Annotated in this window: 15 protein-coding genes; 3 read left to right on the top strand and 12 right to left on the bottom strand. The window is 41.1% G+C overall.

Annotation, left to right across the window (positions count from 1 at the left end; all coding sequences use genetic code 11):
* Nucleotide 1: 1 nt before the first annotated feature.
* From hemL to ACRWQL_RS05500, 4 genes are all read right to left on the bottom strand, one after another.
* On the bottom strand, nucleotides 2-1,288 hold the full coding sequence (gene hemL / locus ACRWQL_RS05515; protein ID WP_434952699.1) for a glutamate-1-semialdehyde 2,1-aminomutase: 1,287 nt from the start codon (nucleotides 1,286-1,288) through the stop codon (nucleotides 2-4).
* A gap of 27 nt (nucleotides 1,289-1,315) precedes the next feature.
* The gene (locus ACRWQL_RS05510; RefSeq protein ID WP_226410741.1) at nucleotides 1,316-2,335 is read right to left on the bottom strand and encodes an aspartate carbamoyltransferase; all 1,020 of its coding nucleotides are present in this window, start codon (nucleotides 2,333-2,335) and stop codon (nucleotides 1,316-1,318) included.
* 121 nt (nucleotides 2,336-2,456) lie between these two features.
* On the bottom strand, nucleotides 2,457-3,566 hold the full coding sequence (locus ACRWQL_RS05505) for a glucosaminidase domain-containing protein (protein ID WP_434952698.1): 1,110 nt from the start codon (nucleotides 3,564-3,566) through the stop codon (nucleotides 2,457-2,459).
* 9 nt (nucleotides 3,567-3,575) lie between these two features.
* On the bottom strand, nucleotides 3,576-5,300 hold the full coding sequence (locus ACRWQL_RS05500; RefSeq protein ID WP_434952697.1) for a chloride channel protein: 1,725 nt from the start codon (nucleotides 5,298-5,300) through the stop codon (nucleotides 3,576-3,578).
* Nucleotides 5,301-5,363: 63 nt separating this feature from the next.
* Between ACRWQL_RS05500 and ACRWQL_RS05495 the strand changes: the two genes are divergently transcribed.
* On the top strand, nucleotides 5,364-6,086 hold the full coding sequence (locus tag ACRWQL_RS05495) for a DUF6776 family protein (protein WP_434928542.1): 723 nt from the start codon (nucleotides 5,364-5,366) through the stop codon (nucleotides 6,084-6,086).
* A 94-nt stretch (nucleotides 6,087-6,180) separates the two neighbouring features.
* Nucleotides 6,181-6,531: an iron-sulfur cluster insertion protein ErpA gene (gene erpA / locus ACRWQL_RS05490; RefSeq protein WP_226410737.1), complete on the top strand. Its 351-nt coding sequence runs from the start codon at nucleotides 6,181-6,183 to the stop codon at nucleotides 6,529-6,531.
* Nucleotides 6,532-6,636: 105 nt separating this feature from the next.
* Here the strand turns inward: erpA and ACRWQL_RS05485 are convergent, their stop codons facing one another.
* The 4 genes from ACRWQL_RS05485 to ACRWQL_RS05470 all read right to left on the bottom strand — a co-directional run bounded on the left by ACRWQL_RS05485 (nucleotide 6,637) and on the right by ACRWQL_RS05470 (nucleotide 10,518).
* Nucleotides 6,637-7,167 carry a hypothetical protein gene (locus tag ACRWQL_RS05485; RefSeq protein ID WP_434952696.1) on the bottom strand — a complete coding sequence of 177 codons (531 nt, stop codon included), beginning with the start codon at nucleotides 7,165-7,167 and terminating at the stop codon, nucleotides 6,637-6,639.
* A 4-nt stretch (nucleotides 7,168-7,171) separates the two neighbouring features.
* Nucleotides 7,172-7,558, bottom strand: coding sequence for a DUF2750 domain-containing protein (locus ACRWQL_RS05480; protein ID WP_235086055.1), 387 nt, complete (start codon nucleotides 7,556-7,558; stop codon nucleotides 7,172-7,174).
* Between the two features lie 272 nt (nucleotides 7,559-7,830).
* Nucleotides 7,831-8,943, bottom strand: coding sequence for an anhydro-N-acetylmuramic acid kinase (locus tag ACRWQL_RS05475; RefSeq protein WP_434952695.1), 1,113 nt, complete (start codon nucleotides 8,941-8,943; stop codon nucleotides 7,831-7,833).
* Between the two features lie 102 nt (nucleotides 8,944-9,045).
* A complete protein-coding gene (locus ACRWQL_RS05470) occupies nucleotides 9,046-10,518 on the bottom strand; it encodes a peptidoglycan DD-metalloendopeptidase family protein (RefSeq protein WP_434928545.1) in 1,473 nt (490 codons plus the stop codon).
* 134 nt (nucleotides 10,519-10,652) lie between these two features.
* Between ACRWQL_RS05470 and tyrS the strand changes: the two genes are divergently transcribed.
* Nucleotides 10,653-11,849 carry a tyrosine--tRNA ligase gene (tyrS, locus tag ACRWQL_RS05465; RefSeq protein ID WP_226410732.1) on the top strand — a complete coding sequence of 399 codons (1,197 nt, stop codon included), beginning with the start codon at nucleotides 10,653-10,655 and terminating at the stop codon, nucleotides 11,847-11,849.
* 90 nt (nucleotides 11,850-11,939) lie between these two features.
* Here the strand turns inward: tyrS and ACRWQL_RS05460 are convergent, their stop codons facing one another.
* The 4 genes from ACRWQL_RS05460 to ACRWQL_RS05445 form a co-directional block, all read right to left on the bottom strand.
* On the bottom strand, nucleotides 11,940-12,350 hold the full coding sequence (locus ACRWQL_RS05460) for a nuclear transport factor 2 family protein (protein WP_226416005.1): 411 nt from the start codon (nucleotides 12,348-12,350) through the stop codon (nucleotides 11,940-11,942).
* A 67-nt stretch (nucleotides 12,351-12,417) separates the two neighbouring features.
* A complete protein-coding gene (locus ACRWQL_RS05455) occupies nucleotides 12,418-13,044 on the bottom strand; it encodes a trimeric intracellular cation channel family protein (RefSeq protein ID WP_226410731.1) in 627 nt (208 codons plus the stop codon).
* The gene (locus ACRWQL_RS05450) at nucleotides 13,041-13,430 is read right to left on the bottom strand and encodes a DUF2721 domain-containing protein (RefSeq protein ID WP_434928546.1); all 390 of its coding nucleotides are present in this window, start codon (nucleotides 13,428-13,430) and stop codon (nucleotides 13,041-13,043) included. Before ACRWQL_RS05450 ends, ACRWQL_RS05455 begins: the two co-directional genes overlap by 4 nt.
* Before the next feature lie 69 nt (nucleotides 13,431-13,499).
* Nucleotides 13,500-14,522 carry a cobalamin biosynthesis protein gene (locus tag ACRWQL_RS05445; RefSeq protein WP_434952694.1) on the bottom strand — a complete coding sequence of 341 codons (1,023 nt, stop codon included), beginning with the start codon at nucleotides 14,520-14,522 and terminating at the stop codon, nucleotides 13,500-13,502.
* Nucleotides 14,523-14,533 lie beyond the last annotated feature (11 nt).

The raw sequence follows: 14,533 nt of genomic DNA, 5'->3' as shown, positions 1-14,533 counted from the left end.
TTTATTTCATTGCCGCAAAAATACGGTCAACGGCTGCTAGAGTATATTTAATTTCAGCATCACCATGGGCCATTGACATGAAGCCTGCTTCATAAGCACTTGGCGCCAAATAAATACCTTCATCTAACATCGCATGATAAAAATGACGGAAGTGCTCCATGTTGCATTTTGTCACTTGGGCAAATGAGGTCATTGGCGTTTTATCTTCAGTGAAGAAGAAACCAAACATGCCGCCCACATAAGTAATATTTAATGGAATACCATGCTTGTCTGCAGCAGCTTTGAAGCCCTCTGCCACGCGTTTAGTTTTATCTGCAAGCGCTTGGTATAAACCGGGCTCACATAATGCATCCATTTGGGCTAAACCTGCTGACATTGCAATAGGGTTACCAGACAAGGTACCAGCTTGATAGACAGGGCCGGTTGGAGCAATGAACTGCATGATATCTTTACGGCCACCAAATGCGCCTACAGGCATGCCGCCGCCAATGACTTTACCTAGTGTGGTTAAGTCTGGCGTTACGCCGTAATGACCCTGTGCACCGCTCATAGAGACGCGGAAACCTGTCATGACTTCATCAATAATAAGTAACGCACCAAATTCATCACAAATTGTACGTAAACCTTGTAAAAATCCTTCCACTGGTGGAATACAGTTCATGTTGCCGGCAACAGGCTCAAGGATGATACAAGCGATACTTTCAGGATTCTGTTCAAATATAGCGCGCACAGAATCAAGGTCGTTATAGGTTGCAGTTAAGGTGTGTTTAGCAAAATCTTCTGGAATACCAGGAGAACTTGGTTGTCCTAACGTTAATGCACCAGAACCAGCTTTTACTAATAAGCAGTCAGCATGACCGTGGTAACAGCCTTCAAATTTTAAAATGTTGTCACGGTTAGTAAAACCACGGGCTAAACGAATTGCACTCATGGTGGCTTCAGTACCAGAACTGACCATACGAACTTGTTCTATTGATGGCACCATTGAAATGACTTTTTCAGCCATTTTAACTTCAAGCTCTGTTGGTGCACCAAAAGATAAACCATTTTCAACAGCATCGAGTACCGCTTGGCGAATTTTAGGATGATTATGGCCTAAAATCATCGGTCCCCATGACCCGACATAATCGATATATTTTTTACCATCGGCATCATAGATATAAGCACCGTCGGCTTTTTCGATAAATAATGGTGAACCACCAACGCCGTTAAATGCGCGAACTGGCGAATTTACGCCGCCTGGAATGGTTTTTTTAGCCTGTTCAAATAGTGTTTCGGAACGGGTCATCTTTAATCCTTAATTTATTGCCGCTGATTAACGATCAGCTTTACGTGAATACCAGTTAACTGGACACTCATATTTTTCGAGTTGATTTTCAACACCCAAGGTTAGTGCAAACAATGCCATGCGGATCAACAGGCCATTATCGGCTTGACGAAAAATAGCCAAACTAGGATGACTATTTAAATCATTGTCGAGTTCATTTGCCTGTTCACGAGAGTCGCGTGGCAAAGGATGCATGATCACTGTGTTTGACTTGCAATGTTGGGTGTAAATATTGTGATTTAAACGGAATTTACCCCGATACTTGTTGGCTTCTTCCTGCGAAGGGAAGCGCTCTTCTTGAATTCGGGTTAAATAAAGAATATCCGCCTGATGTAAATTACCTTCAAGTTGTTCGGTTATTTTGATCTTATGGCCAGCATTTTCAATGTCAGTGATCACATAATCAGGCATTGCTAATTCAGTGGGTGAAATTAATGTGAACTGAATGTTCTTATACATGCAAAGCAAACGTGATAACGAGTGCACTGTACGGCCGTATTTTAAATCACCGACCATAGCTATATGCATACCATCAATGCCCATGCCTGAATGGCTGAGTTCTTTTTTAATGGTAAATAAATCCAGTAATGCCTGTGTCGGGTGCTCATTTGGTCCGTCACCCCCGTTAATTACCGGTACTCGACTGCCTTCAGCAAACTCTTTTACTGAGTAGGCATCTGGGTGGCGCATGGCGATCACATCAGAATAGGTCGATAACACGCGAGCAGTGTCATACAAGGATTCACCTTTAGATAGTGAGGAAGACGCCATTCCTGTTGTTTCACGTACATGTCCGCCTAGTAAGTTAAATGCACAACCAAAGCTGACACGGGTTCGAGTGCTGGGTTCAAAAAATAAGTTACCCAGAATCGCGCCTTCTAATACTTTGGTGCGTTTTTCACGCAAAGCATAGGGGGTCATTTTATTAGCAACATCAAAAATAGTGGCAATTGAATCCAGATTTAACTGGTTTACGGAAAGGATATGCGAACCTTCGAACTGAGTCATCAGCCTAATTTCCAATGTTTAGGGGGTAAATCACTGACTTTTGGAAGCAGTTAATCTACCCAAGTTATGTAGGGGGGCTGAGACGAAATTGTAGCAGACTATTTTGTACAGATAAACTAGCTTACGGATTACCTGTCATCAAATGAATGGGATCATCGTCAGATAAATAGGCCTCATCTACTTGTTCTAATTGGTTGTAGCTAATCATGTTGCGCAGACCGTCAATATAAGCATGACCACGTTCAGAATACTTATCTAATGTACCAGCAAGTTCAAGACCGGTAATGGGTTGATTGTTTTGCCGAAATTTAGCGCGTAAATTACGCAGTTCTTGATAGGCATCATGGGTGTTGATATTGATTAAATAACCTATAACGGATTCAAGTGGCGAATCAAAACGCGCGATACCGTAATTACCTAATTCTGTGCGTTGCTGTTTAGGCATCATACCGTTACCGCTAAAGTCCCATTGGCCAAAAAAAGCGTTACCTTCAACGGTAAAACGTGAGGTTGCCCAGCCACTTTCTTCCGCTGCCTGTGCTAAGACTAACGAAGGCGGCACAATATCAACTCTATTAAGTAGAGTCGCTTTTTGTTCATCGGTTAGAGTTGTCTTGCTCTCTAATGCGGTTGAGTCGATGACTTTATATTTTTGAGCTAACTTCAATACTGTGTCGTCATCGTTAGCGCTAATTTCAATATATCGCCGTTCTAGCAACATTTTTTCATTACTGAGTAAAATGAGGGGTGCCATTAGGCGGAAGAAAATCATTTTCTTTTCATCAACCGGAATGTTATGGGCGTTTTGCTGCCATTTTTCAGTGACGGTTTCGAAGGTCAAACGAGGAACTTCGCGATTACCTTGCTGCCAACTTTTTGAGTTATAGTTAATCGAATCAAATAAATTTTTGATGTTGTCTAGAGAATATACCAGCACTTTTTTAGGTTTTTTTGTGGGGCGATTATCTGAGATTAACGCAAAACTATTTTGCAGTTGATCGGGTAAGTTATCAGTAAACTCGGTTAAAGGTGCAACCTGAATATCCAATGAGGAAGTTTGATCATTATTGCTAGCTTCGATTTCTATTGCCACGGTTGCTATATGCTTAGCTGACTCGTGTGTATCGTTTTTTGAAGTGGTATTTTTTGCTGATATTATGGCAACATAAATTGCTATAAATAGGGCCAATAAGCACACAAACGCCAATACTCTTTTGCTTATTATCTTCATATATTTTACCTATTCTTGTCCAGAGCGTATTTCTTGGAGTAAGTTTGCCCAGCTGATCACGCCAATGACATTATTAGGGCTGTTACGGTAAATATACACTTCTCCAGTGCGTTTAGCCGCTAATGCTTCATAAGCTTCATTCAGTGTAGCTGAGTCAGGTAAGCCAACCATTGGGTGGCGGGATAGGGTGGTTGCATCCTCAAATGACTGAATTTCTAAGCGTAACATTTCAATTTGGCCTTCTGCATTACGGACTAACACAGGTCGACCTTCGGCGCGTTTTAATACTTCAAGTAATAATTCGTTATCGTCATTGACTACAACGAAACGCCTATTCATCAATACCCGCACACCTTTTATCTGCAGCCCCTGATTCATCGGCGCGACTTTATAATCTAATCCCATTATTTCAAGTTGTTTAATAAAAATAGAGCTAGTATTGAATCCTTGATAAGCAACTAAAAAAGCGGGGATTGTGACAAACATTGCCGGTAAAATAATGGAGGCATCATTGGTTAACTCAAGTAAAGCAACTAATGCAGCAAGTGGCGCACTTAAACATACTCCCATCATAGCCGTCATGCCTATTACGGTATAAAGACCTACATAGGGCGCAATAGATGGAAATAGAGCACTGCTGATTAAGGCTAAAATAGCGCCAACCAAAGCCCCTATACCATATAAGGGGCCAATTAATCCTCCAGGTACGCCTAAACCAATGGCGGCAATTGTCGCTAACATTTTGCCTAACAATAAGGCGATTAAAAACCATAAGCTAGGTGATTCGCTAATGGCTTCGTGTATCGCTAAATCGCCTGAACCGAGTGCTTGGGGCAATAATATGCCAATGATGGTAGTAACCGTTCCCGCAATGAGTAACCGATATATTAATGGCCAATGTTGGCCCGTGGCAGTGACTTTTAATAAAGTGTGGTTGAACAGTGCGGCGGTGCAACCTAGGCCCAAACCGCCCAGTAATAAAATAGGGTAATGGTCTAGTGGAATACGAATAACGTTAATCAGGTCATATTCGTGCACATTACCAAATACAATTTGGCTTGATACCGCACCGCAAATGGCTGACAACATAATCGGGAAAAAGTAATGTATTTTATATTCTCTGACAATCACTTCAAATACGAAAAGCACTGCGGCTAATGGGGCGTTGAAGGTGGCGGCTATTCCTGCTGCAATACCACTTGCACACATAATACGGACACTGTTGTCAGGTAATTTAAATTTCTCGGCCATTACACTGGCACTCACAGCACCTAAATGAATCGCAGGGCCTTCACGACCGACTGAGAAGTTAGTGACGAGTGCAATTAATGCTTGAAAAAATTGTCCAGCAGCAGATTGAAGTGGCACTTTACCGTAATGCATTTTGAATCTATGTAACACATAAGCTATGCCCATACGGCGATAGCGCTTAGAGCCCAATAGCGATAATAACCAAATGAGCAAGGCGCCAATTAAAGGCAGGTAGGTACGCCAGTCTACAAGGATATTATTTAAGTGGGTGGCGTCGGTATGACTGTAAATATCTGCCCAAACTAGCAGTAAACGGAATAGAATAATCACACTGGATGCAATAATCGCAAACAGTAATGCTAATGCACATAATTGAACACTGATCTTCGCCTGTGATAATTTATCGCGAAATTCATTATTCAGATATTTGCGTGTTGCCCTCTTGGCGTGAATAATGGCAGCTTTGTTGAGTTTAAGTTGCACTGTGATGCTCTTGCTTCCCTGTGTTAACTTGGACATTGTATTTTATTAAGGGCTTGTTACCTAATGCTAAATTATCATCGTTTATTGGATAAGTTAAAAGTAATTGAGCGTAAAAAGCGCGCTTCAAGCACTTATTTAATTACATTAGTGCTCATTGCATTTATCACTGGTGCACTATGTCATCAAATATGGTTGTCATTTGCACCTGAAGCTGCACCTAATAGTGAAAGTGGTAAACGTAAGCTTATACTCGAACTTGATCTGCAAGCCAAAGCGCTCGCCAGTCGTAACCTTGCGCTAACTATAGAACAAGAAGCCAATAAAAACTTGCAGAAAATGTTTAGCGATCAATTAATTCATCAAAAAAGTCTTGAAAAAGAGCTGTCGTTTTATCGTAGCTTAATGGTGCCAGATGCTGAGGTTGAAGGTGTTTTAATTCATGGGGTAGAGCTTAACCGCGGTATCTTACCAGAGCAACAGCAGCTTAAAGTTATTCTAACTCAACAACAAAAACGCCAAGCTAATTTAACCGCGGCAATTGATGCTGATTTTATTGGTGTGCAAAACAATCAAGTATCTGAGTTGAATTTAACTAAATTGACAGGTAAAAAATATAATATCGACTTTAAATATTTCCATATAATGGATGTCGATGTTACTTTGCCGGACGGCTTTACCCTGCAGCGTGTTAGAATAAAAGTGAAGGTTAAGCCCGCCCGTGGTATTAAAGGCGGGGTGGTTGAGCAGGTATATAATATTGAAGATATCGTTTCAACAGGTACTTAAGTTACAGGCTGTAAAAAAGAAGCGCGGGTAATACTTGAACAAAACAGTCAGGTATTAGATAATTCGCAGCAGAAAATTGAAGTAAGAGGTAATAATGACTGAACAAACTGATGCAGCAATGCCGATACAATTTACCGATGCGGCGGCGAGCAAGGTAAAAGGGCTGTTAGAAGAAGAACAGAACCCTGAATTAAAACTGCGAGTTTATGTTACCGGCGGTGGTTGTTCAGGTTTTCAGTATGGATTTACTTTTGATGAGAAAGTAAACGAAGGTGACTTCACTATTGAAAAGCAAGGCGTACAGCTAGTGGTTGATCCAATGAGCTTGCAGTATCTTATGGGTGGTGAAGTGGATTACACATCAGGTTTAGAAGGTTCACGCTTCTTTGTTAAGAATCCAAATGCCACAACAACCTGTGGTTGTGGCGCAAGCTTCTCGGTATAAGCCAATCTTCTCGGTATAAGCCAATCTTATTGATTGATACTTAGCACGAAAACAAAAAGCCGTCATCAGACGGCTTTTTTTGTGCTTAGGATTTACTTATTGGAACTAACTCATGATATTCATATTCTGCCGTGGTTTAAACCACGCCTTAACCTTAGCATTAAAGCTAATCCAAACCTGTGTTATACCTATTATAATCAACGCACTAAAAATGACCCAGTCAGATACTACCGCTTGAAATAACCCAAAGTCCATTGTTGTTGGCCCGGCTACTAAATTATCAGGGTCATACATGAGTACGGGTAAAAAACTGTAAAATGCTAATTGCAAAACGCTGTAACCTCTTAACATATACAGGGCTGCTTTTTGACGACCAAATACCGCCACAACCATTAGTAATGTTAACAGGCATAGCATGGCACTTAACTCTGAAACAGAACCCGCAGCCATTAAACCGCTAATGGATGCCAAAGTGTAAACCAACATTAATGCCGTTAAACGCTTTGGCAACTTAGGTTTTATGACATCAGGTTTGCTCTTTTCATCAACCTTGGCTTGTTCTATATCAACCTTCGAAGATATATCATCAGCTGTCTCGTTGATTAATTTGGCTTTAGCATCCATTGGATTATTCATAAGGTTAATGCTTTGTGGTGTCTTTAGAGGTTAAGCGTTGATCTACTTCAAAAGGTGGCACAACGACACCTAGATCTTCTTGTACTGGGAATACTGCAATAAATAAATCATCATCTTCCATGCCGCTAACCCAGCGCTCTTGAAATTCATCAAGGGGAATGGCTAATGGCTCGCAATCTTTCCAGTCATCAACTGCCCACAGTGCAGCCGTTTCTTCTGATGGCCACATCGGAATACAGTCTTCATCTTCAGTGGTTAGCATGACGCAACCATCACTATCTTGCAAAGACCAAATCATTTTGTGACTTTTGACTTGCTCAATCATATAGTCATAACGGCCTTCAGGCGTTAGTTGTAGTAATTCGGCAACACTTTTTTGTTTAATACTCATGCGATTCTCATATGGCAGCAATCAGCAATACAGTTATGCGTATGCCGATTAAAAACTAAATATTGGCGCATGATACCACTGACAGGATTATTTGAAAAAGAAAAGTCCGCAGTTATGCGGACTTTTATGAATTGAACGTTGAACACAAAATGATTAATGTGATGGGGTAAAACTAGCCTAAATCTGGTCTGTTTAAACAGTATTGATGGTATGCAATTTCAAATAACCCACTTTGAATTAAGCATGTGAGATCAAACAGACATTACGACACATTATTTTGCTGAGTATCGTCCGCCCAACACTGCTTCTCTACTGGCACCTGTGACTGCAGGTAAATTAGCCGGTAATTGACGGTGATAGCGCATGGCAAGCCAGGCAAAGGCAAATCCTTCAACCCATTTAGGGTCAATACCTATGTCTGTTGTGGTAGCCACCTTATAGCCAGGTACTAATAAGGCGAGTCGACGCATTAGTGCTTTGTTAAGTGCGCCGCCGCCGCAAACATAAAGCTCGCCTGTGGCACTCAGCTTATTAACGTCGTTTGCTATGCTCTGGCAAGTTAAATCAAGCAATGTAGATTGAATGTCTTCTTGGTCTAAATGACTAAATTCGGATAACTGCTGTTCAAGCCAAGCTTGGTTGAAAAGTTCGCGCCCAGTACTTTTAGGGTAAGCTAACGAAAAATAAGAATGAGACAAAAGCTGTTTTAATAGGTCAGGGTTTGAGTTACCTGAATCTGCCCACTCACCATCCTTATCAAAAGGGAGTTCTTGGACTTGTTGGATAAAAGCATCAATCAGATTATTACCAGGACCAGTGTCAAAACCGATAACTTTATTAGAATCACCCGGAAGGTAGGTGATATTGGCAATACCGCCAATATTTAAAATGACTCGTCGGGTATCAGGTTTGGCAAAAATTTGTTGATGAAAGGCCGGAACCAGAGGTGCGCCTTGACCGCCTAATGCAATATCTTTGCGGCGAAAGTCAGCAATAACATCAATACCCGTCTCTACGGCGATAGTATTGGGGTCACCTATTTGTAAGGTAAAACCCATTTCTAAATTAGGCATGTGTCTGACCGTTTGGCCATGTGAGCCAATCGCGATAACCTGGCTCGGACTAACACTGGCATGGGTTAGTAGCTGATTAACAGCTTTTGCGAATAACAAACCCATACTGCGATCTAACCGACCTAAGCGGTTGATTTCATCGGTTGAGGGTTGGCAAAGACGTTGTAGACCTCTGAGTAAATGTCCCGGAATTTCTTCAGTATGAGCACTAACAAGTTGCGGATAACCGTGACTAAAATCAACTAATACTGCATCAACACCATCCATGCTCGTACCGGACATAAGACCAATATAATATTCTGGCTCAGACATGAAAAATTTCCTTAATTGAGGTAAAAGTGATGCTTAACCAATATAAGGTTAGTCGTTAACGCTTATATTGGTTAATAAATTGAAAGCTGATTATTGAGTGCGTTAGTTACTGGCAACCATTTGTGTTTGGTGTGATTTTAGTTGAGCCATTAATAGCTTGCTTACATTTGCAAACTTGCCTCTTTCACTGCGCTCAATGGGTTCAGACTTGGGTAGATTAATTGTTCTAGGGTTTCTATGTACACCGTTGACGATAAACTCGTAGTGTAAATGCGCGCCAGTCACGCGACCTGTGCGTCCTAGAGTTCCAATTACTTGGCTTTGTTTTACCATATCGCCACGTTTAACTTTACGAGCATTTAAATGCAGATACTTAGTGGTATAGGTATCATTGTGCTTAATGAACACATAGTTACCATTAAATTGATTATAACCCGCCTCAACCACTTTACCGCGCCCCGCAGCTTTAATTGGGGTGCCAATAGCCGCAACATAATCTACACCACGGTGGGCTTTTATTTGACCTGTTACAGGATGCAGTCGTCTTGGGTTAAAGTTAGAGCTAACGTATTTAAAATCAACGGGTGAGCGTAAAAATGGTTTACGCATACTGTTGCCGTTTTCCGAGTAATATTGGCCATCTTTATAGCGAATGGCGGTATAGCGCTCGCCTTGGTTTACAAACTCTACCGCAAGAATGTTGCCAGTACGAATAAACTGGCCGTCGGCATATTCTTGTTCAAAAATAAGTGAGAAATGGTCGTTTTTACGAATATCTAACGCAAAATCTATGTCCCAGCCTAAGATGTTAGCCAATTGCATAATATGATTTGCTGACAAACCTGCATCAGCAGCAGCTGTCCAGAAATTGCTTTTAATTTTGGCAGTAATAAATGATTGGCGTGTTTCTAATTTTTTCTTATTCACCACTTCTTGATATTTATCGTTTGCTTTAGAAATTACCAAGGTCGATATTTTATCCATGCGGTAACTTAGCTCGGCTAATTCACCCTGGGCATTCTTGCTGATAGCAATTTCTTCACCTGGAATAATTTTAAGTAAATTCTTTTTCGCGATAGGTAAACTAGTGATGTCGTAAACATCTTTAGCCGTTAGGCCTGCACGGTTAAATAACCCCCCTAATGTATCGCCTTTTGCCACTTCATAATATTCAGCATACAGAGCATTAGGATCAGCCGCTTCATTGGCTTGTTGAATTGCCTGCTTTTGGGTTTCTAACTCACTAGCTAAATTGTCAATCACCTGGTCTGCTTCTGAGTCTGGTGACAGGGTATTTAAATGTGCAGCAAAAATTTCATCATCTGCTGTTGGGGCTGATAATGGTGGGTTATTTTTATCTGCTACTTTTGGTGCGCTAGGGTTTCTAAAAGCTAATGGCACCGATGAACCTGAGTCGGTTGTTAGCAATGATAATTCATCTGATGATGTCTGCTTAGAAGCTTGTGCATCCTCTGATGGAAATACCAAAATCATAGAAGTAAATATAGCTAATGTAGCTAAGGCTATTTGGTGTGCTTTAGGCAGCAACTTAAATAATGTAATCAGCTTTGCCATTGACTCAGTTACCAATTTCTCACTCTTGTTGTTATTGGCTAAGTGTACACTCTTTCATTTGCTGTGGCTAACAAGTAACATAGTCCTCTTTATTTTTATTTGTTAATGATTACGCTCTAGGAGTTGCAGTAGAGATGGCTGAATTAGATCAAGTGTTGGCAGAGATCAAACGTGGTACGGATGAAATTTTACTTGAGGCTGATCTCATTGAAAAACTTAAAGAAGGACGACCACTTAGGATTAAGTTAGGCGCAGATCCAACCGCGCCAGATATCCATCTAGGGCATACTGTCATTTTAAATAAAATGCGTACCTTCCAAGAGCTTGGTCATGAAGTCATTTTCTTAATTGGTGACTTTACCGGCATGGTTGGCGACCCGAGTGGCAAAAATAGCACTCGTCCGCCGCTAACACGTGAGCAAGTGCTTGCTAATGCTGAAACCTATAAAGAGCAAGTTTATAAGATTTTAGATCCGGCTAAAACACGTATTGAGTTCAATTCTAGTTGGTTAGAACCATTAGGCGCTGCTGGAATGATCCGTTTAGCTTCACAGCAAACGGTAGCGCGTATGATGGAACGTGATGACTTTAAAAAACGTTATGCGTCAGGACAGTCTATTGCGATCCACGAATTTATGTACCCACTATTGCAAGGTTACGATTCAGTAGCATTGCAAGCCGATGTTGAGCTAGGTGGCACCGACCAAAAGTTTAACCTACTTATGGGACGTGAATTACAAAAAGCAGAAGGTCAAAAACCACAAACTGTGATTATGATGCCTCTGCTTGAAGGTTTAGACGGTGTAAAGAAAATGTCTAAATCAGCCCACAACTATATTGGCGTCAGTGAGCCTGCAAACGAAATGTTTGGCAAAATTATGTCTATTTCAGATGACTTGATGTGGCGTTATTTTGAATTACTGTCTTTCCGCCCGCTAGAAGAAATAGCAGGCTTCAAGCTTGATATGGAAAATGGCACAAATCCGCGTGATATTAAAATTACCTTAGCCAAAGAAATCATTGCACGTTTTCATGATGAAGCAGCAGCAGAAGCTGCCCACCAAGAGTTTATTAATCGCTTCCAAAAAGGTGCGATTCCTGAAGATATTGAAACAGTAACACTTGCTGCTGGCGAGGGGTTAGCGATTGCTAACTTACTTAAAGATGCAGGTCTAGTTGGCTCAACCTCTGATGGTATGCGGATGATAAAACAAGGTGCGGTGAAATTTGATGGTGAGAAAGTAGAAGATAGTCGTCAAGTGTTTAACGCAGGTTTTGAAGCCGTAGTTCAGGTCGGTAAACGCAAGTTTGCTAAAGTCGTGCTTAATTAAACACCACTGTATTAAATGCGACAGTGTAGACAACAAAAAGGCTCTTTGGAGCCTTTTTTATTGTCTGAATTTAAGGTTAAGGCGAATTGTTTATTGAGATTCCAGTTGATCGGCCATTGTTTGATAATCCATCAGATCCATATGTTCTATTAAGCGTTGGGTTTTCATATCAAACTTTAGGGTAGTAACCCCCGGAACCGCTATATCAATAATTTTATCTGGTTTGCCATACTGATCCCCTGGACCACGTAAGCTATAGCTGCCGATGATGACCACAATGGCACCATTGTTAAACATATGCTCGATATTAAGTCGGTATTCAAGTACACCTTCATGGGCGCGGGTTAGAAAAGCAATAATCTGGCGCTCGCCTTTATATTCTACCCCAGCGGTTTTATCAAAAAATACGCTCTCACGGGTATAAAACTGTTTTAACGTTCTAAAGTCGTGGTCGGTATAGGCTTCAATATATTGAATTGCAAGCTGTTGCTCTGCTGGCATATCACCAATATTCGCATGAGTTTGAACACTCAATAACAAGCAAAATAGTAGGCTAATTAAACGCACATCAAGGTCTCTTTGTTTTTAAATCGAATGCTGGTAAGGAAAGATGCCAGCGGATTGCACTTAATCTAATGATAAGCGTGCTAGCCATGGCTAAAAACATCGAGGTCATACTATCTATTCCTGACAGTAAGCTCAAGGTATAACAGATCCCGCCAATAATAGAGGCGGTAGCATAAATTTCTGTCCGTAATACCATGGGAACTTGTCGACATAGTACATCACGAATAATGCCACCACCAACGCCAGTTATTAATCCCATTACTACTGCAATCATGCCTGAATGACCCAGTAATAGAGCTTTTTGAGCACCAATAACGGTAAAAAGTGCTAAGCCTAGGGCATCAGCAACAGGTAGCGTAATGTTGGGTAATTTATGGGGTTTGCGGACCAAAATCAAACAAGCAACAACAGTGGCTAAAATCACTATGATGTAATTGGGATCGGTAATCCAAAAAACCGGTGTAGAACCCAATAATGCGTCACGTATACTGCCGCCGCCAATTGCGGTTACTGAGGCTAGTACCGTTACGCCGAAAGGATCCATACGATGCTTGCCTGCAGCTAAGGCCCCAGATAGGGCAAATACTGCTGTCCCGCAGAGATCAAAAAAGTAAATCCACTGGATCATTTACTTAACTCTTTTAAGTGAATGTTAAGTGCATCAACCGAAATACGAATTTCAATCACTGATAAAATCAACGAGTAAAGTAACAAGAGTAGGCTTAATCCGAAAATAACTGAGCCGATTTGATTAAATCCGGTATACAAAAAAATCATGCATAAGACGCACAAAGCAAAACTGCTGACCCCCGCTTCTTGCATTTTACGGATCAGATTAATACGCTGTTTGAGGTTTTTGATTTGTTCGTCATTGACAGGTTTACCTCGTTCGCTTAGCTGACGGATAAGCGCCGCTAGTGCAAAAAAACGATTGGTATACGCCAGTAAAAGTAACGAAATTGCCGGAAACAATAAGGCCGGAGTCGTTAATGAAACATGTAAATTATCGAACAAGGTCACTTTCCTATAAACGAGGATATATAAAACAAGCAGCTGCGGATGATACCGCTTTTGGCTAACGATTTACATATTTTGCAGTAATGCCCATAACAAAGGCAATAAAATAGCTAATGCTAAAAAGAAAAACTTACCATTTTGAGCCGCTTTGATCGCAATATGAATATGCTGATATTGAGGTAAAGGTCCTGCTAAAATTTTGGTTAAATTCACTTTTTCAAAAGCGTTTTCAACAGCAACCCCTTTTGTATAACTGAGTGTTTTAGAAGCCGATGGCTGTATTATAAATTGTTGCGGTCCGCCAAGCTCAACTTTCAGTAAATTAGCACCTAGGTGTATCACACTGAAATCATTATTTAGCCCTTGAGTGACCTTGTCGGTAATAGCAATGCTTTTAGCGCCGAGCTGACCAAACTGTATGGCTAATGAAAATTGCCACAATAATCTTGGGATAAAAAACAATAGCCGATTAAATTGGCCGACAAAACTAGAAAAGTTAATAAACTTAGGTTGGTAGGGGGGCCAGCACAGCTCTAATTGTTTAAGTAGATGCGCAGCGATAACCATAGTTGAGCCACCTATAGCAAAAAATATCACACTGGCAATACTGCCATAAATAGGCGCACTCAGTGTTTTTTCAATAGTGGTTTTACATAACCCCATGCTGGATAGCCGTTGGGTACTTTGACTGACCCATGGCGCTAGTATGACTTTGGCGGAGGCATTGTTATTTTTTTCAAGCGCTGTTTGAATGCGCTTTGCTTGATGAGTAAATTGGTAATCGCTGATGCAAACATACAATAGCAGAAAATCAAAAAACCAACCATAGGCTGCAAGCTCAAGAAAAAAGGCTGCGATCGTTGTGATGGGAATGACCAGCAATAAAGTCGCTAATATTCCCGCCGTCATTTGCTGCGATATCGAACGGTTTGGGTGATTCACCTTTGCCGCTAATTGAGTCGCTAATAACCTAAACCATAATAAGGGTTGCCAGTGTTTGGGCAGTGGCGCAAGTTGCGCCGCTGCAATGGCCGCTATAAGCACTAAGCAGCCTTGTATGAGCTCATTTTGCAAAAGTAGATTGCTCATATTGGTATCCT

Origin of the sequence: Shewanella sp. HL-SH4 (assembly GCF_051164845.1) — a bacterium.
Lineage (GTDB): Bacteria > Pseudomonadota > Gammaproteobacteria > Enterobacterales > Shewanellaceae > Shewanella > Shewanella glacialimarina.
The sequence above is the reverse complement of the archived record's forward strand: the minus strand, read 5'-3'. Positions and strand labels throughout refer to the sequence as shown.